Raw genomic sequence first — 23,511 nt, 5'->3', positions numbered from 1 at the left:
CCGGGTCGACCCGCGAGCGAAGGGCGGGGCCGGGCCGCCGGCGGCGCTGTCTCACCCGGGGCCGAGGGCAGCGATGTCGGCCCCGACTGCCGCCTGCGCGTCGGCCGGGTTCGGGTCACTGTCGGCCAGGTGCGTCCACTCGTGGGTGGGCAACATCGACAGGTGGTCAGTGATAGCCGTGCTGTACGGAGTTGCCCGCACAGTGCTCTCGCTATCACCCCAGATGTGGTTGATCACGGTCATCGAATCGATTCGGATCTCGACCGAATCAGGGTCACACCGTACAGCCAGTGCCCGAAGGCCGAGATGGAGGGCCGCGTATTCAGCAACGTTGTTGTTCGTCTTCGACCCGACCGGGCGCCCGAGCCGGGCGAGCTGTGTCCCTTCCGTCTGAAGCACAGCCCCGGCACCGGCCGGCCCGTTACTGTGCGCGCTGCCGTCTACATAGAGGACCACCTGGGACGCGGCGGAGTCCGGGGCGGTCTGCTGTGACGGGGATGGACCGGCTTCGAGAAGCGCATCGATTGCGGACCGTAGCTCATCGGCGGTGGTCTCCGGGTCGAACAGCCCGCCGTATCCGGGGACGGCAGCGTTGATTGCATCGATAGCGGGGGTGAGTTCGTACCGATACAGCGCCAGCAGTTCGTCGACCCGGGCCGCAAGCGGCGAGAGCGTCTCTGCCGGCAGCCGCTCTCTGTCACCTGCTGGCTGATTGTGTCGGTCCATCAATGACGGGTACTAGCCCACGAGTGAGTAAAGACACTTCGCCACACCGGGACCAGAACGACTGTAGACGCACCGTGACTGCCGGCTGCCGACTGGGACCCTGATTCAGTGAACCAGCCGGGACCGCAGTTAACAGCACCGGGACCGTAGGCGTGACCACGATGGACAGACGGACCTTCCTCGCTGCAAGCGGGCTCACAGTCGCTGGAGCGCTCTCGGGCTGTAGTGCCCCCAGTGACGACCAGGGGGTAGACGGCGCCACACCGACGGATTCCGGACAGGCTGGCAGTTCCGAGACGGCCATGACCGTCGAGACCGTCGTCGACGGACTTGAATCGCCATGGAGCGTCACGCCGCTGCCCGAGGGCTCACAGGTGCTAGTCACAGAGCGTGTCGGCCGCGTGGTGCTGGTCGATTCAGCGGACGGAACAGTCACGCCCGTCAGCGGCGCACCGTCGGTGTACGCGAGCGGCCAGGGCGGGATGCTCGATGCGGCGCTCCATCCCGGCTTCCCGGACCCCGCGTGGGTGTATCTGACGTATTCGAAGGCCAACAACAGCGGCGAGTCTGCCACGCACCTCGGCCGTGGTCGCCTGAACGTGGCCGACGCGCGGTTCGAGGGGTTCGAACGACTGCACGTTGCGGAGCCGTTCGTCGACTCCGACGGGCACTTCGGGTCCCGCGTCGTGTTCGGACCGGACGAGTCCCTGTACATGACTGTCGGTGACAGGCAGTTCAAGGACTTCGGGCCCGACCACGTCGCCCAGGACAGGACGAACGAACTCGGGACCACGCTTCGACTGACGCCCTCGGGCGAGATTCCCGATTCGAACCCTTTTGTCGAGGACCCGGACGCGGTCGATTCGATATTCAGCTACGGCCACCGCAACGCCCAGGGGATGACCGTCCATCCCGACACGGGTGCCATCTGGCAGACCGAGTTCGGCGAGCAGGACGGCGACGAGATCAATATCGTCGAGCGAGGTGGCAACTACGGCTGGCCGGTCGCCGACGAGGGCTGTACCTACGGCAGCGGCGACCCGATCGGCGTCAGCCACGCGGACCGCGACGACGTCGTGGCGCCGGTGTACTCCTGGGACTGCGGGTCAGGGGGATTCCCGCCCAGCGGTGCGACCTTCTACACCGGCGACGCCTTCCCGGAGTGGAACGGTGACCTGCTCGTCGGCGGGCTGGCATCGCGGTATCTCGCCCGGTTCACCGTCGATGGGCGAACAGTCGAGGAAGCGACGCCACTCCTCGAGGACCGCGGGTGGCGAATCCGTGACGTCGCGGTCGCACCCGACACCGGACACGTACTCGCTGCCATCGACGCTCCGGACGCCCCCATCGCCCGGCTCCGCCCTGCCTGAGCAGGGGCTCTCCTCTCCACGTGTTCCATACGGATACAATCGCAAGGAGCCGGCCCCGTACCGCGTCATTTTTGATTCAGAGTACGCTAAAATAACTGTGAAAGGGACTGCGATTCTGCACACCGCGTTCGGAGTACTAATCGTCGCGGGGTTCGTCGTTTCGGGACAACTGCTGAGCTACGGTCTGTACGGACTCGGGGCTGCGTGTTTCCTCGCCGGCATACTGCTTGCACGGCGAGACGACGACGGGTCGGACGCCGCCGATAGCGCCTGATACCGGTCAGGCTTCCTGTAGTCGACCGCCGTCGACGGCGACGTTCTGGCCGGAGATGTAGGCGGCCGCGTCACTGCAGAAAAACAGAATCGGTGCGGCGACGTCCTCGAACGTGGCCGGCCGCCCGCGCGGGTACTCAGACACGTCCACGACGGTGTTCTCGACGGCGAACGGCGACACGGCGTTGACAGTGATTCCGTCGTCCTGTGTATCGTACGCCAGCGTCCGCGTGAACTGCAGGACCGCCTTCTTCGCCGCGAAGTACGGGAAGTTCATCGGCACTGCCCTGTCGTCCCGCGCGTCCGCCACGCCGAAGTTGACAATCCGCCCCCAGCCGGCTGACCGCATCGCCGGGAGCGCGCGCTGCGAACAGAGGTACGTCGAGTACAGGCACCCCTCGACGGCGGTCTTCCACTCGTCGAGGGACAGCTCGTCCCATCGCCCCTGCGGGAGCGGGCCAACGGCATTGACCAAGATATCGACGGCGCCCAGCTCCGATTCGCAGTCAGAGAACAGCGAAGCAACGGCGTCCGGGTCCGTTACGTCTCCTTGTACGGTTGTCGCCTCGACGCCGTGGTCTCGTGCGTCGGCTGCCGTCTCCGCCGCCGCTTCCTCGCTCGTCAGGTAATGGACAGCGACATCGGCACCGGCAGCCGCCAACTCGAGGAGCATCTCACGGCCGACGCGCTTTGCCGACCCCGTCACAAGAACAGTTCGCCCGTCCAGTTCCGGCTGAATTGCTACCACTTCTCAACGTAGGGGCGGTACCGTCAAAAATTCGAGGGGATATCCGAGTCAGTCGTCCGCGGGCGTCTCGGCTTCCTCCGCGGGACCGAGCGGTTCCTTCGGTTTTATCGGGTCGCCCGATTCGAGCCCCTTCTCGGCGAGTGCCATACTCCCCATCACCTCGATGATGAGTCGGTTGGCCAGCCCGCTGGTGATACCACCGTTGTAGGAGCTGCTGTCGCTGGCGTCGTAGGCCGGCGAGACCTCGACCACGTCGAAGCCTAAGTCCTCGGGGTCGAGTGCCTTGACGACCTCCCGGACCATGTAAATGGCTTCCCGCGGGATGAGGCCGCCGGGTTCGGGTTCCCCGGTGCCGGGCGCGTAGGCCGGTTCCATAACGTCCACGTCGAAAGAGACCCACACGGCGTCGGTACCGTCGGTGGCGCGCTGGACCGCGTCGGCGACGATGTCGTCGAGGTCCATTCCGCCGACTTCCATGGAAGTGTACCACTTCATGCCGGCGTCTCGCATCTCCTCGTAGGTGTCCGGCCCCGGCCAGAAGCCACGCGGGCCGATGAGGGTGTAGTTCTCGCCGGCCATGAGGTCGTCGTCGAAGACGCGCTTGACCCACGCGCCGTGGTCGTACTCGAACCCGGTCAGCCCCTCGTCACCGGTATCGGCGTGGCAGTCGAAGTGGATGAGACCGATGTCGTCGTAGCCGTTGGCTTCGGCCCAGCCCTTGATGTCGGGGTAGGAGATGGAGTGGTCGCCGCCGATGACGATGGGCGTGGCCTGCTCGCTGATCTCGTAGACGGCGTCCTCGATGTTCAGCTGGCTCTGACGGGTATCGCCGGGGGAGACAGCCGCGTCACCAGTGTCGGCGACGCTGAAGGTATCGAAGGGGTCGATACCGGTCTCGATGTTGAAATGCTCGTAGGGGGGCGAGGGGACCGTCGAGGCGGCCCGGACCGCACGCGGGCCGTAGCGGGTGCCGGGACGAATGGTCGTCGCCGTGTCCAGTGGCGCGCCGAGAATACCGATGTCGACGTCCTCCTCGTCGAGTGCGTCGCGGTCCACCTCGGGGAGTTTGAGGAAGGTCGGGATGCCGCTGAAGATGGGTTCGTTCGCTTCCTTGTGCTTCTCGCCGTAGATGTCGTCGCCGTTTCGTTCAGTCATGTTCTCGTAGTTTTCCGGATTCGAACTGGTCGAACCCAGTGTGATTGTCGACATAAGTAGATGCTTGAGAACTACTGAAAAGCGTTCCTTCGGATGTGTAAAACCCACTCCAATGACCACGAGTCGGCATGTACGGTTGGAGTTTCCTTAAGGGATTAAAGGATTCTCGGCGCCCGGCGGCCTCCGCACGGCAGTTACTCCCCGGTGACCAGCGAGGGGTCGTTCCGGAAGGCCAGATGCGTCGCAACAGAGAGGCTGTCGCGGGCGTATCTGGCGCTTCGCTCCAGCAGGACGACGGCGCGCTGGAGCGCGAGCAGGGGTTCGGGGCGCTCGGATTCGAGGTGGGCGTTCAGTTCGGCGATCCGGTCGTCGACAAGTTCGAACGCGGCGCGGGCGTCTTCGGTCGTGTCGTAGTCGGGCGTCGTCACCGCCGTCCGGGTCGCGCTCGCGGCGTCGGCGAGCGCGTCGCCGAGTTCGGTGAGCTTCGAGGCGGTTGTCGGGTCGGGCGTCGCCGACTCGGTGGCAAGCTCCGCAATCTCGATGGCCGTGTCGGTCATCAGCACCACGTCCTGTGCGACCGACCGGTAACCGATAAGGGGAAAGCCGGTCTCCAGCCCGACGGCCTGGTTCAGCCGGGGGTTCCGGTAGATGGTAAACACCAGGCGCAGGAACAGGTAAAACAGCTTCTCGACCTGGTCCTGGCGGCTCTCCACTGTCTCGACGAGGGCGGTGTCACCCTCGATGAGTGCGGTCAGTGCGTCCCCGCGTATCACCGCTTCGGTGCGGCTGAGCCGCCCGAGCAGCGTCGGGAGGTCGAAATCCTTCGGTGCGACCGAGCACCGCACCGTCACCGTCGTTTCGGCCTGTTCGACGATACCTAGGCCCATCAGCCGCCGCTCGGCGTTCATGATGGCGTCGCGGTGTTCGATACCCAGCGGTGCTGTCGCCTCGACCCGGATGAGTTGCCGTCCCAGAACGTACTGCGTGATGATGGCCCGCTCTAGGGCATCAGGGGTCAGCGCGTCGGCGTCGATGGTCGCCTCCACGTCCTCGATGGTTGGCTGTTCGGGGACCACGAGCAGCGACCCGCCGTTCTCGTCGCGCTGGACGATGACCTCGTCACCCTTCGAGATGTCGTGTTGGCGCGCCCAGTCGACGGGCACCGTCACCGCCAGCGTGGAGGAGCCCAGCTGCTGGACCTTCCGTTTCATTCGAATCGGGTCGGGCGTCACTGTCTATTACTCCTGTATTTTTGCGGTTCTGCCATCGATTTCTCTACTTGGTATCTGTTTAGGACGCATTTTCTACTTCCGGTTGAAACAATTTCTCCAGATAGCTTCAAAAGTGGACAGGGATGGTGCTGTATTCCAGTGTAGTATTAAAACAATTTCAGGAAAGTAATATCGTTGTGTACTGTACATGTGTCCATCTACCTATGCCTACAGTCCATGGCCGTTTCGGGATAACTCTACTGTGTAAACAATACTGTCATAACCCCTTTATGTAGTGCCCAAAACGCAACTCATGTGACTGAATACCGCCCAATTCAAAACCGGTTCGGGCCTATCTCTGTGGAATCGTACGTCGAAACCATCTATACCTGTTCAATCGTCAGCGATGGTGGTTCGCCGTGAGCGTCATCCTCTACGGCCTCGCTGGCACCATCGTGACGATGATGGCGATCGGGTTCTACGTCGCCAAGAAGGTCAAGGGGGACAGCATCAACTACATCGTCGCCGGGCGGGGGCTCATCCTCCCGCTGGCCGCGGCGACGCTGATGGCGCAGTCGCTGGACTCGAACGCGACGCTCGGCAACACCGACCTCGCCGCTGGCTTTGGCTTCTGGGCCGGTGCGGCACTGCCGGTGGGGCTGGCGCTTTGCCTGTTCCTCACCGGGCTGTTCTTCGCGAAACCGATGAACCGGCTCAATCTCACGACGCTGCCGGACTTCTACCGCCGGAAGTACGGCCGCACCGCCGAAATCGTCGCGAGTGTGATTATGTCCGTCGCCTACGCGTTCCTGCTGGCGGGGAATCTCGTCGCCGGCGGGTACCTCTTCCAGATTTTCGTCGGGACGAGCTTCCAGCTTGGCGTGTTTATCATCGCCGGACTCGTGCTCGCGTACACTGTCGCCGGCGGTCTGTTCTCGGTCGCGTACACCGACGTGATACAGGCCGGCATCGCGTTCGTCGGTTCCATCGCGCTCATCGTCTACGTCACGACCAACTACGGTATCACGATTCCCTCCGGGATGGGGCCGACCAACCTCGGGCAACTCACCGACCCGAGCCAGGGGGCGTACATCAACCTCGCCACCATCGTCGCCCTCGGCCTCGGTGACATCGTCGCCATCGACTTCATGGAGCGGGTGTTCGCGGCTGACAGCCCCGAAACCGCACAGAAGGCCTGCTTCATCGGGGCCGCCGGCACGCTCGTCATCGGTATCCCGTTCTCCATCGTGGCGCTGTCAGCAAACCCGATTCTGGCCTCGCTCGGCGTCGAGGCCGGGAACCAGGCCGTGCTGTACACGCTCCTGCAAAACGCCATACCCCCGTGGCTGGCCGCACTCGTCCTCGCTGGCATCGTCGCCGCCTCGTTCTCGACGAGCGACGGCGCGATACTGGGCACCTCGGCTGTCATCGCCCGGAACATCGGCAACATCCGCGTCGACGAAGAGAGCGCTGGCAGCCCTGCGGCGGCCGCGGACGGCGGCGTCGATGAGGGCCTGTTCGGTTCGGAGAGTGACAAACTGCTCACCGTCACGCGCCTGATGTCGGTCCCGATCACGCTGCTTGGCGTGTTCCTCGCGATACGAGTGTCCGCGACCGGGATGTTGCTCGTCCTGGCGTTCGACATCATGCTGGCCGGCGCCTTTGTCCCGCTGGTGATGGGGCTGTACTGGTCCGATATCGCCACGACGCCGGCGGCGCTCGGTTCGATGGTCGCCGGCTCTGTGACCCGGCTCGTGCTGTTCGTGCTGGTGCCGACGACCTACGCCTACGAGAACACGCTCCTGTACATCCCCAACGACATCTTCACCGCCGCCTTCGACGGCCTGCCGACGTTCATCGCCGCCGCGGTGGGCCTCGTGGCGTTCCTCGTCATCGCCTACGTCACCAAGGACGACTACCCGATATACAGTGTCGAGAAACAGAGCAACCCCAACATCGTAGCTGGCGGCGAGGAAGACTAGCCCGATACCGCTCTGTACCCCTACCAGCTGATTCCGTTCCCGACCAGCGTACAGCAGTGCCGACTCAAGGCGCTGCCGACAGCCGCCTCAGACGAGCCGAGGCAGTCTGGCCGTCTCCTCGGGGGACTCCCCAGACGTCACGGGAAGCTCTCGCCAATGAAACACGCCCAGTCGGAACAGGCGGTAACTGTAGGGGTCCCCGTGGGGGGCGAACACGACGAGCGCGAACCGGTCACGGATGTTCCGTCGGTCGGTGCCAGTCAGTCCGGACGGGGTCGAGGCCGACGTATGTGAGTGATAGAACACCCGTGGCTCCGGTGGAACCTCTTCGGTGGCCGTGGCGACGAACCGACGCCGCGGCCTCGGGGAGACGTTCTCGAGCGGGACGTGGTCGGTCGCGTACAACCGGTCACCACGTCGGGTACACGCGAGGTATCCCCCGGCCTCGTTGGGGTGACGCGCCGCGATATGTGCCGCTATCGCATCCCGAACGTCGTCGGGAATAGTGAGCGCCTTGGTCCGGTTACTGAGCCCCACAGTACCGAAGATAGCGGATGTAGCCATAGAGTTGTTTCGACTGGTCGGCCGGTGATGTCCGGCTCACAGCAGGAGCGCGAAGAGGAGGTACGACCCGACGACGGACAGCGAGGGCGTGAGAATCCAGAGAACGACGATTCGGCTCGTCGCTGCCGGGTCGAACAGGCTCTCGGCGGTCAGCTCTTCGATGTCCTCCTCGCCGATCGGTGGGACCGAGAGGGACTCCTCGTGTGTCTCCTCGGTGTCCTGGGCCTCTCCGGACGCGAGGTCGCCCACGGTCGGCCCTGCTGCGCTGTCCGCCTCGGTCGATGGGGCAGCGAGGGCGCCAGTACCGAGATTCGGTCCCGGCTGGGCCTCTGACGGCGGCGTGGCGAGTTCCGCAAGCGTGACCGCACGACTCGCGCGCCCCCACCCGAGGCCGATGATACAGCAGGTCGTGCTCACTGCGAGGCTCGCCGGGATGCCGTAGTACGAGAGGATGGTGATGATAGTCGCACCGACGGAGGAGACAATAAGTGCCGCCAGAATGGGCAGGTCGGTGATGCCGTCACCGACGGTTTCGAGAGTGCGTCTGGCGATGGTGAACCCACCGAGGCTGATGGCCCCGACTGCGAGAAGCACGCCCTGATCGACCGTCACTGCGCCGTTGCCGACCAGGGGGGCGACCGCGTTCGCAGCGTTCGAGGCCCCCGCGCTGAAGCCCATGTAACAGGCGATGCCAAGCACCAGCGCCGAGCCGGCGAGATCACGCGGAGACGCGTTCCTGTTGAACCGGACGCGGGGGAACCGTCCCGAGCGGTCGATCTGTAGCAACTGCCGTTCGAGGCGGGTGAACGACAGTCGGGCTTCGAGTTGTGGATAAGCGTACCGTCCGATGACCGCACCGATACCGAGTCCGATGAGCGGGGCGACAATCCACGCGGAGACGATGGTGAACATCAGCGCCTCGTTCAGCGAGTCCGTCGCGAGCCCGAGCCCCACGATCGCCCCCACAGCCGTCATCGAGGTGGAGGCTGGGACGCCATAGACGTTCGAGACCAGCAACGAGAGGCCAGTGAAAAACAGGACGCCGACACCGGCCACGGGGGTGAACTGTGCGGCCGGCACGATTCCCTCGCTCATCGTCACGATGACGTTGCGGCCGACCGTCCACGCCCCGATGAACGCGAACACGCTGAAGAGGGCTGCCGCTGTTACCTTTCTGACCAGCTTGCTCCCGACGGCTGGTCCGAACGCGACCCCTGTCGACGAGCCGCCGATGTTGAACCCCACGAACACGGCGACGAGGAGGCCGAAGATGACAAGCAGCGAAACCATGAACGCGATTCTCTACGCGCCATTTCGGATACAGACATAATGGCCTGTTCATTTAAGTTCGAGTTGTGCGGTGTATGTCGCCCCGATGAGCTTCGCTGTCTGCAGCGTCAGCCACATGCCCCGTCGGCGGTTTTATCCGACAGTTAAAACTATCTTGTCATATGAATGACCAGCCGGTCGACGTCGAACCAGCGGGAGAGAACGTTGCCGGGGAATCGCCTGCCGCGGAGCCGGAAGCCGTCACCGACGACACGACGGTCCACGACGACGACGTCGAACTCGAACGGACCATCGGGCTGGTCGGTGGGCTGGCGATCGGAATCGGGACGATGATCGGAGCCGGAATCTTCGTGTTCCCTGGGCTGGCGGCCGCCAACGCCGGCCTCGCTGCCACCCTCTCGTTTGCGATCGGCGGCCTGATCGCGTTGCTCGTGGCACTTCCGACGTCGGAGCTCGCGACGGCGATGCCACGGAGCGGCGGCGGGTACTACTTCATCTCGCGGGGAATGGGGACGGCCTACGGCTCGATCGTCGGCCTCGGGCTGTGGCTGGGCCTGATGTTCGCCTCCGCGTTCTACCTGGTCGGGCTCGGTCACTACGCGAGCGCCGTGTTCGCCGAACTCGGCGTCGCGCTCCCGTTCAGTCCCGTCATCGGCATCGGGCTGTTGTTCGGGGTTGCACTGACGGCACTGAGCATCGGCGGCACCGAAAACACCGCGAAGATTCAGAACGTGGTGGTGGGAGTTCTCCTCGTGGTGCTCACGGGGTTTCTCTCCTACGGAGTGCTCGACGCCGTGGGCGTGTTCGGCGGCGGAACCGTTCCGGAGCAGTTCTTCTCCAGGGGATACTTCCCGGTGTTGACGACCGCAGCGCTCGTGTTCACGTCGTATCTGGGGTTCGCCCAGGTCGCAACGGTCGCGGGTGAGATCAAACGGCCGGGCCGGAACCTCCCGCTGGCGATGGTCGGCTCGGTCCTGGTCGTGACGGTTTTTTACGTGGTGACGATCTTCGTCGCGACCAGCGCGTTCGGCGCCGACCGGCTGGGGGAGTTCGGGGAGACGGCAATGGTCGAAGTCGCCAGAGACTTCCTCGGGTTGCCCGGTGCGGTCGCGATTCTGGGTGCCGGCCTGCTGGCGACGTTCTCGAGCGCGAACGCGTCGATTCTCAGCGCCTCGCGGGCGGTGTACGCACTGAGCCGCGATGCCTTGCTCCCAAGAAAGGCCAGCGAGGTCAACCTCCGGTATGGCACACCACACGTCGCGTTGCTCGCTGCTGGCGGTCCGATCCTCGTCCTCGTCGGGACGGGTCGGGTCGAACTCCTCGCCGAAGTCGCGTCGTTTCTCCACCTGATCATGTACGGGCTGATGTGTATCGCCCTGATAGTGTTGCGGCGTCGGAACCCCGAGTGGTACTCACCCAGCTATCAGGTGCCGGGCTATCCGGTGGTCCCGGCCGTGGGTGCGCTCGCGAGCTTCGGACTGATTGCCTTCATGCAGCCCGCGTCGATCGGCATCGGCATCGTGGTCATGCTCGTCTCGTACCTCTGGTATCGTTATTACGCTGGGGACGTCACCCTTAAAGGAGACATCTGACTATGACGGACCGACCATCGATACTCGTCCCGATCCGCGTGCTCGAAGGCGAATCGGTCCCCGAGGGCGTCCCCAAGCTTCTCGCGCATGCCCACGTCGTCCTGCTGGGATACCACGTCATCCCGGAACAGACTGCCCCCGGACAGGCCAGGATGCAGTTCGAGGACCGAGCCGTAGAACGGCTCGACATGTACGAGGAGATGTTCGAGGCGGCCGGAGCGACCGTCGAGCGACGGCTTGTGTTCACACACAACGGGCAGAAGACGATCGACCGCATGACCGTCGAGCACGACTGCATGGCCGTTCTCGTTCCGAACGCGACGGGGACGGTGGAAAACGTACTTGTTCCGGTCCGTGGGGCCATCGGAGTCGACCGTCTCGCCCGTGTCGTCGCCCGCGTGTTCGGAAACACGGACGCTGCCGTTACGGTGTATCACGTCGCGGACGAGGACGCGACAGACGAGGAGGTCCAGACGCTTCTCAATGGGATGGTGGACCGATTGGCGGAGTTCGGGATGGACCCCTCGAGGGTCGAGACGCGAATCGAGCACGACCAAGACCCACTCGATGCCATCGCGGACGTGGCCGAGTCGTTCGATACGGTCGTCATGGGTGAAACCGACCCGTCCCTTGCGACGTTCGTGTTCGGGATGCCAGCCGACCAGGTCGCCGATAGGTTCCTCGGGCCGGTGTTCGTGGTCCAGCGCGAGCCAGCGCCGGGCGACGAGGACGAGTGACCCAGTCAGGTCCAGGGTCCGGTGGGCCGGATGGCTATTCGCGTGGGCGAGCCAGGCGCAGACTCCGTGCCTCACTGCCCACGGATCGCGTCGGCGGGGTCCCCATCCGGTATATTGCTGCTGTGCAAGACCTTGGAGCACGCTGGCCCGCCGGATTCCGGTCGGACCGCGGAAGCCGTCTCATCCTGGCTTCTCTGGGGATTTGTCACACATACACAGCCCGAAATCGTGCTACCGCAGCGAAAGACGGTTTACGAGAGTCACACCAGATTTCCCAACTATTCGACGCCGTAAGTACCGGCTATACACCGACAGACGGTTCTCAAATCGACCGGTGTGGTTAGACCGATGGTCGGTGACCGGCTTCGGCGTGTTCGGTGCTGTCTACGCTGTCGCCCCAGCGGGATGTGTCGTACCGCTGTTCTTCGGCGTGGTCTCCCAGGCGCTCGCGTTGCCAGTCCACTCGAGTATCCGCGTCCTGACAGTGTACGCTCTCGGGGTAGCGCTCCCGCTCGTCGGCGTGACACTGCTTGCGGGCGCTGGGGTCGGCCTCTGGCACACCGTCGGGATGTACGTGAGACGGATGCAACAGGCCACAGCCGTTGTGACGATACTGGCCGGTGGCGGACAGGTCTACCTCGCGGTGTTCGAACTCGGCGTGCTGTAGTATAGTTCGAGTGGCCGCGTGTTTCATACGCGAACGTCGTCACGGACAGTATCAGGCGGTGAGGGTTCAGCGGCGCGGGAGTAGCTGAGCGGCTGACACTGGAAGGCGAGCGAGCGTATCCGGCCAGTCGGTCGTCGCTACGACGAGCCTGTCTGCACAGCCCAGTCCCAGTTAAGCTTGATAGTCAGGAGCCAGCGACGTACGTGGGGTGACCGCGCCACGGCGACGAGTGGCTCCCCATCGAAACTCACACCGGTGGGCGGAGCCTACACCACAAGCGATTTATCGGATTATTGATTACTTCTGGACAGCAATGCGTTGCTCCCGCCGCCACGCCCTCCGACTCATCGGCGCGTCCGGGGTGCTCACCGCAAGCGCCGGCTGTCTGAACCCCGGCGGTCTCGACGACTACGCGCTCATCGCCAGCGAACAGGACCTCTCGACAGTAGGGCGGCCGTATCTCTGGCCCGACCCGACCGCTATTGCGGCGACCACCCGGGTCGACTTTACTGCCGAGACGAAGCAGGGGTATCTCTCCGAACTGTACGACACCGGCAGCGTTACCGTCCAGCAGTGGCCGCTCGTCGGACGGGACCAGTGGGGGAAGGACACGCGGCCGCGCCCGTCGTTCCTCCGGCAGGACGGCGTCTTTTATCAGGTCCGGATCAGCGCAGAGCGGCATCTCGAACGGGAACGCTGGCACTTTGCGGTCACGCGGACTGACGAGACGCCGCCAGAGGACGCGACGGTCGAGAGACCACCGTTCGACCGCTCAGCACAGGACAGACGCGTCCTCGAGGCAGCGCTCGACGCGGTCTATGCGGGCAGCGACGGGTTTCTGGGCGAGCCTCAGTTCGAGGGGCTACAGACCGTCGAGTATCACCGCCACCTCGACGCCGGCGCCAGCGAACTCGTCCCGTCACCACCGTTTGATTTCATCGAGTACAGTGACGAATACTTCCGGCCTGTCACGGAGCAACGGACCGTGACTGTTCCGGAGTGGACATACGCTATCGACGAGATCACGGACAATCGGGCGGAGTTCGAGGAGCACGCGCGAACGGCGATTCTGGAACTGGACCTGAGTTCGCGCGACCTCTCGGAGGCCGCCCGTGGGGTGATAGACGACGCGATAAGCGAGGAGCCCCGCCGGTACGAAGAGGGCGCACCTCCCTCCGACGGACTCGCCGAAGTCCTGGACGCGTTCGGTATCGCGGATGACCTCCAGCAGATAGACAGCTACGACGGTCGAGTCGACTTCCGGGGCGTCGTGGCCGAATACCAGGGCACGGTCTATCGGTTCAGCCTGATCGTGACGCCCTGACTGGCGGTCAGTCGCTGGAACTCCGCGGGGAGAGCATACGCTGTTCGCTGTTGCGCTGAGAAACACAGGGCGTGGAGTTATCGCGGTTGGGACGGTTGTCGCCGGGTAGTGGTCTCGGTAGCGTTCCCGGAAGCGACCTCGCGGGCAGAGTCGACCCAGCTGTGGTCAGGGAAGGGCGCGGGACGTACCTGGTAGGTGTACCGGTCTACGCGCTCGCCGCTTTCGAACGTGATGTCGAACGCGTAGACGACCCCATCCTCGGCCCCGAGTTTGAGCGTGCCGTTGCGAGGCGTCGGGGCGTCGGCGGCGGTCGCCCGTTTGCCGGTGACGCGATACGTTATGACGGGGACACCGTGGTGGGTCGTCGTGTTGGTGGCCGTCCACGTGTACCCTTCGAGGAGGTCCGGGTGTCGACCGATGTTCGTGGGCGCAATCTGTCCGTAGTACGGGTCGTATCGGTAAAAGGCGTCGGTGGCGTTGTCGTAGACGTAGCTGTCGTCCGATTCCAGTTGCTCTCTCTGGCGCTCGTTCGGGATACCGTCGGCCGGTTGGACGGCCGCATACGTCGTCCCGTTCCGATAGACTGTGGCGTTGTGCCACCGGTCGGCGAGTATCTCGCCCGTGGCGGAGTTGATGTAATAATCGCCCTCGATGAGTGGGCGGTCGGGTGGTGCGGTGTAGACGATGGCGTAGGAGTCCCAGTATGACCGCGGGGTGTGCGAAACGTTCGTATCGTCTGCTTCGAGCGCCGTGAAGTTGATCTGGTCCGGTCCTGCCCCCGAAGGATACGGCTGGTCGGAACCAGGAGCGGGTGCCTGCGGAGACCAGAAGGTCGTGAAAGCGACCACTCCGACACCGACTGCGACGAGCGCCACGAGGCCAATGGCGTAGCGGCGGTCCATACCGAGTCAAATCACAGCGTCAGTAAGTAAGTGCCCAAGACTCAAAACTGAACTTGTGTGTCACTCGGCGGCACAAACTGAACCCCAACCACGGGACATAGGCGGGTCCGCCGGCTACGGTGACAGGGAATCCGTCCCGGGGACAACACACTCGCGTCGCTCACCGGGACAATAGGTATGAATGGTGGCGGCGAACCGGGTTTCCCAGAGGCTCGCGCACTCCAGTACTCGCCGGAACGCTGGTGGGCTTATCTTCCGTGTTCGAGATGGGTACGGGAGGGGACCCCACCGCTGTGGCCGCCTGTACTCCACCTCTGACAGCCATACGTATAAACGTAGCTACTCGGAGACGGGAACCCCGGGAAGGCGGTCCGGAATCGGACGTCTGCATCCCTGGTATGTCCGCATATAGGACACGAACATCATGGACCGCATCGCGGTTTCCGAATGGCTTTTCTCGATTAGTAGTTGTCCTGGCGTATGGACCGTCGTACTGCGAGGGCACTGACAGGCGTGTTGGCGCTGTGCTGTCTCGCGCTCGTCTTCGCCGCTGTGTACCCCTTGACCACTGCGAGCCCGCACTCGGAAAACCCAGTCGACGAACGGTTCAGCGTGCCGGAGTCTGCCGAATACCGGGCGACGGGGGCGGTCGTCGTGGACGGGACGACAGCGCTGGAATTCGAGGGCTCTGTGACCGCCGACGGCGGACGCTACCACTTTGTCGACGAAGGCGACGTTCGAACTGAACAGTACCAGGCGTCGCCGACCAGCCCGGTCTACAGCCGGATAGTCGTCGAGGGCGACGGCAGTACCGACCGACGACTGGACCGGATTCAGAGCGATACCGACCGGGAACTTCTCCGGGAGAACCGGACTGGTGAGACTGTCACGTTCGTCGTCAGGGAGGGGTCCGGGGACGTGGCGGCCGCTGTTTCCGGGACGGGGTCGGTGGTCGTCAGGAGCCTATACGTCACCGGATACGAACGCAAAGCCGACCAGTCCCGGGAAGTGAACGTGTACGGCCCGAGAGACGGGTGGTACGAGGGGACAGAACCGTATCGCATCACGGCGGCGACAGGTGAAGTGCGAACAGCCGCCGACACGACCGCCGTTCGTTCCGCGGCAGTCACGTGGAACCAGACGAGGCCTGCGGGGACGTACGCGGAATTCGGGCTGGTCAGACTGACGAGCGACGCCCCGAAAACGTACGACCTTTCCTTCGAGTTCGACTCGGGCGAGACCACGGTGAACCGGCCGGCGTGGGTCACTGAGGCGCGACCCGAATCGTAGCCGGTCAGTCGAAGCGGGACCTGCCGTAGCGGGAGAACTATCTGCGACGGTCGCTGTGAAACCGTCTCCAGTGGTGTGTTTCGGCGCAAACTGTAGTCTGCGAAATCTTTTTATCATACATCCATAAATAGTATAAACAATTATGTTGAATGGGTCTGGAAACAACGACGCCTCCGAGGAGTCACGGAGCAAGATGACACCGACGATGGACCGACGGACCCTGCTCGCGTCCGGGTCTGCCATCGTGGGCAGTGCGTTGCTTGCAGGCTGTAGCGGCAACGGTGACGGCGGCGATGGTGGCGGAGGCACCGACGGTGATGGGGGTGACGGGGACAGCGGTGGCAGCGAAACGACGAACATCGCAATCGTGTCGAGCCCGGCGGGGTTCGACGACAACGCGTTCAACGACCTCGCACTGGAGGGGTTACAGACGGCCACCGAGGAGTACGACATCAGCATCAACCAGGTCGAGGAGACCGAGCAGTCCCAGTACCAGTCCGTCCAGGCCGAACTCGCACAGAGCGGCGACTACGACCTGATCGTCCTGGTCTCGTACAACCACACGGAGGCGCTGTCCCAGAACGCGCCCGAGTACGAGGACCAGTACTGGATGCTCATCAACGACTACGTCGACGAGCCAAACGTTACGGGGTACACCTGGGCGAACCATCAGATGTCGTACCTCGCAGGTGTCCTCGCGGGGACGATGACCACGGAAGAACTGTCCACCGACGCCGGGTCGACTGCCCCCGACAGCTCCCAGGTCGGCTTCGTCGGCGGCGTCGACGGGTCCCTGATCAACGCCTTCGAACGGTCGTACGTCGCCGGTGCCGAATGGGTCAACGGAGACGTCGACGTCAACGTCGGCTACATCGGCAACTACACCGACACGGACACCGCGGCGGACATCGCCAGTTCGCAGTACAACGACGGTGCCGACATCGTCTATCACGCCGCAGCTGCTGCTGGTCGGGGCGTGTTCGAGGCCGCTCAGGAGAACGAACGCTTCGCTATCGGTGTCGACGCCGACCAGTCACAGACGCTGCCGGACTTCCAGGACGTCATCCTCGGTTCGGCGGTCAAGTACATCAACGAGGGCACCCGCGAGGTGGCCGCCGCCGTCGCCGAGGACAACTGGTCGGCTGTCTCGGGCGCCAACACGCTGGGCCTCGAAGACGAGGCCGTCGACTGTGTAATCGGGCAGGCGTTCCAGGACCAGCTCCCCGATGTCGTCGGCCAGAACCTCTCGGAGGCCAAGCAGGCCATCCTCGACGGCGATATCGAGGTGCCGTGTACCGCCGCCGGCTGTAACTAACCCACCTTCTCCTCTCCGATGTCCAACCACTTCCACCATGGCCGAGAGTGAACGGGACGACGACCACCCTGTTCCCGATGTCCGACTGAGCGGGATAACGAAGCGGTTCGGTGACGTCGTCGCCAACGATGGCGTCGACCTCACGCTCGAGAAGGGGTCCGTCCACGCCCTGCTCGGCGAGAACGGCTCGGGCAAGACGACCCTGATGAGCGTCCTCTACGGGCTGTACGACCAGGACGACGGCGACATCTACGTCCGCGGGGACCGCCAGGAGTTCGACTCGCCCCGGGACGCGATGGACGTTGGGATCGGCATGATACACCAGCACTTCCAGCTAGTCGAGCCGATGACCGTTCTCCAGAACATCGTCCTCGGACACGAACCCACCGACCACGGGCTGGTGGATATCGAGAGCGCCCGCACAGACGTCAAGGCGATAACCGACCGTTACGGGTTCGACGTCGACGAGTATCTCGACGTACCAGTCCGGGATTTAGACGTGGGCGTTCAACAGCGCGTCGAAATCGTCAAGAGCCTCTATCGCGGCGCGGAGATCCTGGTCCTCGACGAGCCGACGGCCGTCCTCACGCCCCAGGAAGTCGAGGGGCTGTTCGACGTGATGGCGGAACTGACGGCGTCGGGTCACTCGCTCGTCTTCATCACGCACAAGCTCGACGAGGCACTGACCGCCGCCGACGAAATCACCGTGTTGCGCGACGGCGGAGTCGCCGGCACTGTCGACGCCGCCGACGCGACCGAGCAGGAACTGGCGCGGCTGATGGTCGGTCGCGAGATCGATTTCGACAGGCAGCCACGCGAGACCACTATCGGCGACCCGGTCCTCGAAATCGCTGACCTGTATGTCAGTGGCGACCGGGGACTCGAACAGGTCAGCGGCGTCGACTTCACCGTCCGGGAGGGCGAGATACTCGGGATTGCAGGCGTACAGGGCAACGGGCAGACCGAACTGGTCGAGGCGCTGACCGGGCTTCGTCCGGTCGAGTCGGGGACAGTCCGGTTCGACGGGGCGGACATCACCGGGACGAGTCGCCGCGACCGCATCGAGAAGGGAATCGCCTACATCCCGGAGGACCGCCAGGAGGAGGGCATCGTGATGGACTACGACCTGATCCGGAACTCGCTTCTGGGCTTCCAGACGACCGAACCATACGTCGAGCGCGGCGTCGTCGACTGGTCGGCCGTCCGGGACCACGCCGAGGGAATCGTCGAGGAGTACGACGTACAGCCGCCCGATGCGACGACCGAGGCGTCGTCGCTGTCGGGCGGCAACCAGCAGAAGTTCGTCGTCGGCCGGGAGATAGAACACGAGCCGGCGGTGATGGTCGCGTCCCATCCCACGCGTGGCGTGGACATCGGGTCGATAGAGTTCATCCACGACCGCCTCCTGGAGCTGCGGGACGCCGGTCTCGCGGTCGCGTTCGTCTCCTCGAAGTTAGAAGAAGTCAGGACGCTCTCTGACCGTATCGCCGTCATGTACGAGGGGGAGTTCGTCGATATCGTCGACCCCGAGGCCGTCACCGAGGAGGACCTCGGCCTGCTGATGACCGGGGCCGACCCCGATGCGGTTGCGGACCAACCGGCCCCACAGAGCGGCTGGAGCGACGGCGGGACGCCGGCCGGTGACCGGAGGGATGAGTCGTGAGCGGTGCCGGGTCGAAACGCGCCCGTGCCGTTCTAGATAGCATCGCCGCCCGGATGCTGGACGTCTCGGTCGCTGAACGCATCGCCATCGGGGCCGCGTCGATGACGCTTGCGATACTGATCGGGCTGCTTGTCGTCGCGTTTGCGGGCTACGATCCGGTGCAGTTCCTCCGGAACGTCGTTGTCGGGGCGTTCGGGGACGCCAACGCGCTCGCGCGGACGCTCAAGTTCACGACGCTTTTCATCCTGACCGGGGTCGCCGTCGCCATCGCGTTCCGCGCGGGCGTGTTCAACATCGGCGTACAGGGCCAGTTCGTCGTGGGAGGGTTCGCGACTGTCGTCGCCATTCTACAGTTCGCGCCAGTGCTCCCGACGGGAACTACCGGCGGCGTTTTGCTGATGCTACTCGGGACCGTCGCTGGTGTCGTCGCCGGCGGTGCCTACGGCGCGCTCCCGGGCATACTGAAAGCCTACGGGGACGCGAACGAGATCGTCACGACCATCATGCTGAACTTCATCGCGACCGGCGCCGTGGGCTACCTCGTCGACGGCCCGTTCCGCGGCGAGGGGAACCGCGCGCCCAACACGGCCCGGATTCCCGAGTACGTCTCGCTACCGCGGGTCGTCTTCGACGTCCCCGACTTCTCGGTCGTCGGCCTCGCAGTCACGCTCGTGGTCGTGGGTGCCATCGCGTGGGTCCTGGCGCGAACGCGGTTCGGATACGACATGGTGACGAGCGGCCACCAGGTAGCTGCCGCGGCCTTCTCGGGGGTAAACGCCAGGCGGACCGTCGTCGCGACGATGACGCTCTCCGGGATGGTCGCCGGCGTCGCGGGCGCGCTCTTTGCCATCATGATACAGGGCTACTACAGCGACCCCGCCGGTATCGGAACGTACGGGTTCGACGCCATCGCGGTGAGTTTGCTCGCGGCAAACAACCCGCTGGGTGTCGTGCCCGCGGGCTTTCTCTTCGGCGCACTCGATTCGGCTGGCAGCCATATCCGGATCAACAGCGACGTGCCGGTCCAGTTGATCGACGGCATCATCGGGCTCGTCGTCCTGTTCGTCGCCGTGCCGGAACTGTTCCGCATGGCCGCTGAACGGACTGGACTAGGTGGTGAGAACTGATGGACCGCAACGACCGCGGGACGCGACTCCGCCTCGGAGCGGCAGTCGCGACAGTCGTGCTGGCGCTTGCGGCGGCGTTCGCGCTTGGCTGGCCGCTTGCGGATATCGTGACCGTCGGGTTCGTCGAGCGGACCCTCCAGGCGGCGACGCCGATCGCGCTGGCGTCGCTCGGCGGGCTCTATGCCGAGAAGAGCGGCGTGTTCAACATCGGCCTCGAAGGGTTCATGATATTCGGGGCAGCGAATACCGGCGCGCTCGTGTGGCTGCTCGGCGGTGCGTCGCCAACCCAGGCGGACCTGTGGGTGGCGATGGGACTCGCAGTCGCGCTCAGCATCGCGTACACAGTGTTTTTCGCCGTCCTGCTCATCCGGTACAGGGCCAATCAGATCGTCGCGGGGCTGGCCGTCTGGTTCATCGGGCTGGGGTTCGGTCCGTTCACCGCGGTGCTCGTCTGGGGGAACCGCAACAGCCCTGGTCTCGTGAGCGTCGCCGACGTGACCGTGCCGGGCCTCGCCGGGGTACCGGTCGTCGGTCCGGTCCTGTTCGATACGTCGCCGCTCGTGCTGCTGACAATCTTCGTTGCGGTCGCGGCCTGGGTGTTCCTGTATCGGACCCGCTACGGCTACTGGCTGCAGGCGGCCGGTGAGAACCCCAAAGCGCTGGACACCGCCGGCGTCAGCGTCACCCGCGTCCGATACGCGGCAGTGATATTCTCGGGTGCGATGGCCGGACTCGCCGGCGCCGTGTTGCTCGCTCACTCGGGGTCGTTCACCGGGACCGGCCAGACGATGGTCAACGGCCGCGGCTGGATCGGTATCGTCGCCTACCTGTTCGGCAACTACAACCCGCTGGGGGCAGCCGCCGCCGCGCTGCTTTTCGGCGGTCTCGACATGCTCCAGATCCAGTTCCAGACCGTCGGTATCCAGGTCCCGAACCGGCTGGTCAATCTGTTTCCCTACGCCGCTGTCGTCGTCGTACTCACGGTCTGGAGTTCGACGCGGATGCCGTCGGCGCTGGGTGAGCCTTACGAGAGTGATGACTGAGCGGCCAGAGACCGGGCGATACAGGAAGTAACGTCGAAACGGAGTCCCGGTACTCCCTCGGCGGGCTGAAAGCGCCACGCCTGCCGCGTGTTTGGCCGGTTTTATTTCCTTGCCCGCGAACGTTCTGACAGAATGGCATCCTACGACGCGTTTGACCGGACCGTCGAAGTCAACGGTCAAACGGTTCTCACGATAGTCGAGGAGGCGATGGGGAAGTTCTCAGACGACTACCGGGAGCGGGCGCTAACAGCGCTCGCTGCGGAGGGAATCACCGACCCCGCGGCTGACGAGTGGTACCCGCAACAGGCCTGGCTGAACGCGTTCGAGACCATCGCCGAGGACCTGCAACCGCACGTCCTCGACCGGCTCGGCGAACAGCTACCGCGCGTGGCCGACTGGCCGAACGATTTCGACACTGTTCCGGAGGGGCTCCGGTCGATAGACGAGGCCTACCAGCGCAATCACCGCGGCGGGGAGATCGGGCACTACCGCTTCGAATCCGTGGGCGAGCAGGCCGGTGAGGTGACCTGCGAGACCCCGTATCCGTGCCCGTTCGACCGTGGTCTCATCCGGGGCGTCGCCCAGCAGTACGCGCCGGTCGGCTCGTTCGTGTTCATCGAAGAGACGGGCGAGACGTGTCGCCGGAACGGGGACGATACCTGCGCCTACACGGTTTACTGGTAGCGCGGTGACTACCGCTCGTAGCTCTCGAGCGCTTCACGGAGTTCCGCAGCGGAGTACTCCGATGCGAGTTGGACGATCTCCTCCAGGTCCTCGTACGTCGCCCGGAGGTTCCGGATGCGCTCTCGCTCGCGGGCATCCGCGGGCGCCTGTTGTTCTGCTCGGCGGATGGTACGGAGCGTCGTCTGGACCTCCCGCTGGATGTATTGCTGGAAGACGTCCTGCAGGATGAACCAGACCTCCCGTTCGGCCTCGAACCGGACTCGCCTCCCGCCGCCCTCCGACGACCTGCGGTGGATGAGGCCGATACGCGACAGCGTCCGTGTGACGGTACTCACCGTCGATTTCGCGTACCCGGTTTCATCGACGAGTTCCGGGATCGAGAGCGGCTCCCCCGCGAAATACAGCACACCGTAGATACGGCCGGCGCTTCGGCTGAGGCCGTACACCTCGGCCGATTGCTCCATCGATTCGATGACTCGTTCGCGTGCGACCGCGCTGTCGTCACCACTCATGTGTCGGAACTGGCTGCTCTGTTTGCCGCAGGCCCTGCTGTGTCACACCTCCTACTAATGATTCCGTAAGTATTAAATTGTTTGATTGATTTGTTCGGATTGAGCCGAACAAACAATACCGTCCGGCAACACCACCCCCACACAACCCATGGCAAGCGTCTTCCCCCACCAGCCGTCAGTTGAGTATGTCCCCCGAGAGCAGACGAACGTCGTAGTCGACGGTACCGAACCGACCGACGTGCTTCAGATTCTCTCCTCCGAGGCCGCCCAGGAGATACTGGGAGCGCTCAGAGACGAACCGAGGACCGCATCGGATATCGCGGACGCCGTCGACCGCTCGCTCCAGAGCGTATCCTATCACCTCGACCGTCTTGCTGAGGCTGGCCTCATCGAACCCGTCGAGACGTGGTACTCGGAGAAAGGGACGGAGATGACGGTGTACGCCCTCGCCACGGAACGGCTCGTCGTGCAGTTCGGTGACGCCACCGACCGGTCCGTGTAGCATCACCCGCCGGTGCGAGCCCAATTCGTAGGCGGTGTTTTCAGTCGGAGCTCGAGGGGTCGTCGACTCTTCCAACGAACGGACCTGCTCGAATCCAACTGAACGCTGAATGTGAACGAACAGGGCACGGAGCAGCGAACAAGCGCGACGGCCGGGACCCGATATGGACCCGCATCCTGCGCGCGCGAGTAATCCCACACTGGCACACGATGAAAATCTCGGCGTACTATCCGAGTAACGTACAACAGTAAAGTGCCTTTGTCGCGGACACACCAGTATGGCTGACGAGGAGATCGACGAGGTGGATAGAGCGATTCTGTACGCATTACAGGCGGACGCTCGGAACACATCGTCCGGAGATATCGCAGAGCGAACCGGTACGTCGGACAGCACCGTCCGCAAGCGCATCAACCGCCTGGAGTCCGACGACATAATCAAAGGCTACAGCGCCGACGTCGACTATCAGCGGGCGGGCTATCCGCTCCGGATGTTGCTCTTCTGCACTGCGTCGATTCCCGAACGAGGCGAACTGATCCCCGAGATACTGGACATAGACGGTGTCGTGTCGGTACAGGAACTGGTCACCGGCGAACAGAATCTCCTCGTGACGGCCGTCGGTGAGTCGGACAGCGACATCACGCCCGTCGCGCAGGCACTGCTCGATATGGGCCTGACGGTGGCCGACGAAGTACTTGTTCGGAGTCACGAGACGACACCCTTCGGCAAATTCGATTCCGGGAACGGGAGCTAGCTGACGCCGCGTCCGGTGTCGGGGCCGACGACTGTGGACGCCGAACGACCCGGTCGGATTCGTTGCCAGCGTGACCGAATCGG

22 protein-coding genes, 1 rRNA gene and 1 pseudogene are annotated in these 23,511 nt (G+C 64.2%); 15 read left to right on the top strand and 9 right to left on the bottom strand.

Going from position 1 to position 23,511, the window contains the following annotated elements; genetic code table 11:
* Positions 1-51: 51 nt before the first annotated feature.
* Positions 52-726 carry a ribonuclease HI family protein gene (locus tag KZ498_RS13990; protein WP_312619573.1) on the bottom strand — a complete coding sequence of 225 codons (675 nt, stop codon included), beginning with the start codon at positions 724-726 and terminating at the stop codon, positions 52-54.
* A 161-nt stretch (positions 727-887) separates the two neighbouring features.
* Between KZ498_RS13990 and KZ498_RS13985 the strand changes: the two genes are divergently transcribed.
* Both KZ498_RS13985 and KZ498_RS13980 read left to right on the top strand, forming a co-directional pair.
* On the top strand, positions 888-2,096 hold the full coding sequence (locus tag KZ498_RS13985) for a PQQ-dependent sugar dehydrogenase (RefSeq protein ID WP_312619571.1): 1,209 nt from the start codon (positions 888-890) through the stop codon (positions 2,094-2,096).
* A gap of 97 nt (positions 2,097-2,193) precedes the next feature.
* Positions 2,194-2,370, top strand: a complete 177-nt coding sequence (locus tag KZ498_RS13980) for a hypothetical protein (protein WP_312619570.1) — start codon at positions 2,194-2,196, stop codon at positions 2,368-2,370.
* A 6-nt stretch (positions 2,371-2,376) separates the two neighbouring features.
* On the opposite strand, the gene KZ498_RS13975 is transcribed toward KZ498_RS13980, so the two are convergent.
* The 3 genes from KZ498_RS13975 to KZ498_RS13965 all read right to left on the bottom strand — a co-directional run bounded on the left by KZ498_RS13975 (position 2,377) and on the right by KZ498_RS13965 (position 5,483).
* Positions 2,377-3,075, bottom strand: a complete 699-nt coding sequence (locus tag KZ498_RS13975) for an SDR family oxidoreductase (RefSeq protein WP_312619723.1) — start codon at positions 3,073-3,075, stop codon at positions 2,377-2,379.
* Positions 3,076-3,165: 90 nt separating this feature from the next.
* Positions 3,166-4,272, bottom strand: coding sequence for an agmatinase family protein (locus KZ498_RS13970; protein WP_312619722.1), 1,107 nt, complete (start codon positions 4,270-4,272; stop codon positions 3,166-3,168).
* A gap of 194 nt (positions 4,273-4,466) precedes the next feature.
* On the bottom strand, positions 4,467-5,483 hold the full coding sequence (locus KZ498_RS13965) for a phosphate uptake regulator PhoU (protein WP_312619569.1): 1,017 nt from the start codon (positions 5,481-5,483) through the stop codon (positions 4,467-4,469).
* A gap of 419 nt (positions 5,484-5,902) precedes the next feature.
* Here KZ498_RS13965 and KZ498_RS13960 point away from each other — a divergent pair, with 419 nt between their 5' ends.
* The gene (locus tag KZ498_RS13960) at positions 5,903-7,465 is read left to right on the top strand and encodes a sodium:solute symporter family protein (RefSeq protein ID WP_312619568.1); all 1,563 of its coding nucleotides are present in this window, start codon (positions 5,903-5,905) and stop codon (positions 7,463-7,465) included.
* Between the two features lie 87 nt (positions 7,466-7,552).
* On the opposite strand, the gene KZ498_RS13955 is transcribed toward KZ498_RS13960, so the two are convergent.
* A complete protein-coding gene (locus KZ498_RS13955) occupies positions 7,553-8,029 on the bottom strand; it encodes a Mov34/MPN/PAD-1 family protein (protein ID WP_396276130.1) in 477 nt (158 codons plus the stop codon).
* Positions 8,030-8,065: 36 nt separating this feature from the next.
* On the bottom strand, positions 8,066-9,319 hold the full coding sequence (locus tag KZ498_RS13950) for an inorganic phosphate transporter (protein WP_312619566.1): 1,254 nt from the start codon (positions 9,317-9,319) through the stop codon (positions 8,066-8,068).
* Positions 9,320-9,480: 161 nt separating this feature from the next.
* Between KZ498_RS13950 and KZ498_RS13945 the strand changes: the two genes are divergently transcribed.
* The 4 genes and pseudogenes from KZ498_RS13945 (at position 9,481) to KZ498_RS13930 (ending at position 13,639) form a co-directional block, all read left to right on the top strand.
* Positions 9,481-10,911 carry an APC family permease gene (locus KZ498_RS13945; RefSeq protein ID WP_312619565.1) on the top strand — a complete coding sequence of 477 codons (1,431 nt, stop codon included), beginning with the start codon at positions 9,481-9,483 and terminating at the stop codon, positions 10,909-10,911.
* A gap of 2 nt (positions 10,912-10,913) precedes the next feature.
* Entirely contained in the window at positions 10,914-11,648 is a 735-nt protein-coding gene (locus tag KZ498_RS13940) for a universal stress protein (protein WP_312619564.1), read from the top strand.
* A 352-nt stretch (positions 11,649-12,000) separates the two neighbouring features.
* Positions 12,001-12,315: pseudogene (locus KZ498_RS13935) on the top strand (cytochrome C biogenesis protein); the annotation flags it as partial.
* A gap of 313 nt (positions 12,316-12,628) precedes the next feature.
* Positions 12,629-13,639: a hypothetical protein gene (locus KZ498_RS13930; RefSeq protein WP_312619563.1), complete on the top strand. Its 1,011-nt coding sequence runs from the start codon at positions 12,629-12,631 to the stop codon at positions 13,637-13,639.
* A 77-nt stretch (positions 13,640-13,716) separates the two neighbouring features.
* On the opposite strand, the gene KZ498_RS13925 is transcribed toward KZ498_RS13930, so the two are convergent.
* Positions 13,717-14,541 carry a hypothetical protein gene (locus tag KZ498_RS13925; protein WP_312619562.1) on the bottom strand — a complete coding sequence of 275 codons (825 nt, stop codon included), beginning with the start codon at positions 14,539-14,541 and terminating at the stop codon, positions 13,717-13,719.
* A gap of 182 nt (positions 14,542-14,723) precedes the next feature.
* Positions 14,724-14,846, bottom strand: a 5S ribosomal RNA gene (rrf, locus tag KZ498_RS13920).
* 175 nt (positions 14,847-15,021) lie between these two features.
* Between rrf and KZ498_RS13915 the strand changes: the two genes are divergently transcribed.
* The 6 genes from KZ498_RS13915 (at position 15,022) to KZ498_RS13890 (ending at position 21,663) form a co-directional block, all read left to right on the top strand.
* Positions 15,022-15,831, top strand: a complete 810-nt coding sequence (locus KZ498_RS13915) for a hypothetical protein (protein ID WP_312619561.1) — start codon at positions 15,022-15,024, stop codon at positions 15,829-15,831.
* Between the two features lie 220 nt (positions 15,832-16,051).
* Entirely contained in the window at positions 16,052-17,146 is a 1,095-nt protein-coding gene (locus KZ498_RS13910) for a BMP family protein (RefSeq protein ID WP_396276134.1), read from the top strand.
* Between the two features lie 37 nt (positions 17,147-17,183).
* Positions 17,184-18,809 (top strand): ABC transporter ATP-binding protein, encoded by a 1,626-nt coding sequence (locus tag KZ498_RS13905; protein ID WP_312619559.1) that lies wholly within the window; start codon positions 17,184-17,186, stop codon positions 18,807-18,809.
* A gap of 53 nt (positions 18,810-18,862) precedes the next feature.
* Positions 18,863-19,936 (top strand): ABC transporter permease, encoded by a 1,074-nt coding sequence (locus KZ498_RS13900; protein ID WP_396276133.1) that lies wholly within the window; start codon positions 18,863-18,865, stop codon positions 19,934-19,936.
* Positions 19,936-20,979 carry an ABC transporter permease gene (locus KZ498_RS13895; protein WP_312619557.1) on the top strand — a complete coding sequence of 348 codons (1,044 nt, stop codon included), beginning with the start codon at positions 19,936-19,938 and terminating at the stop codon, positions 20,977-20,979. Before KZ498_RS13900 ends, KZ498_RS13895 begins: the two co-directional genes overlap by 1 nt.
* Before the next feature lie 132 nt (positions 20,980-21,111).
* Positions 21,112-21,663 carry a hypothetical protein gene (locus tag KZ498_RS13890; RefSeq protein ID WP_312619555.1) on the top strand — a complete coding sequence of 184 codons (552 nt, stop codon included), beginning with the start codon at positions 21,112-21,114 and terminating at the stop codon, positions 21,661-21,663.
* A gap of 8 nt (positions 21,664-21,671) precedes the next feature.
* Here the strand turns inward: KZ498_RS13890 and KZ498_RS13885 are convergent, their stop codons facing one another.
* Positions 21,672-22,175, bottom strand: coding sequence for a MarR family transcriptional regulator (locus tag KZ498_RS13885; protein WP_312619553.1), 504 nt, complete (start codon positions 22,173-22,175; stop codon positions 21,672-21,674).
* 148 nt (positions 22,176-22,323) lie between these two features.
* On the opposite strand from KZ498_RS13885, the gene KZ498_RS13880 reads away from it, so the two are divergent.
* Together KZ498_RS13880 and KZ498_RS13875 are read left to right on the top strand one after the other, a co-directional pair.
* Complete coding sequence (locus KZ498_RS13880) at positions 22,324-22,677, top strand: winged helix-turn-helix domain-containing protein (protein WP_312619551.1); 354 nt, start codon at positions 22,324-22,326, stop codon at positions 22,675-22,677.
* Between the two features lie 277 nt (positions 22,678-22,954).
* The gene (locus KZ498_RS13875) at positions 22,955-23,428 is read left to right on the top strand and encodes a winged helix-turn-helix transcriptional regulator (RefSeq protein ID WP_312619550.1); all 474 of its coding nucleotides are present in this window, start codon (positions 22,955-22,957) and stop codon (positions 23,426-23,428) included.
* Positions 23,429-23,511: the final 83 nt, after the last annotated feature.

Source organism: Haloarcula sp. 1CSR25-25 (assembly GCF_032027985.1).
GTDB lineage: Archaea > Halobacteriota > Halobacteria > Halobacteriales > Haloarculaceae > Haloarcula.
Note: the sequence above shows the minus strand (reverse complement) of the source record. Positions and strands in the feature narration are given on the sequence as shown.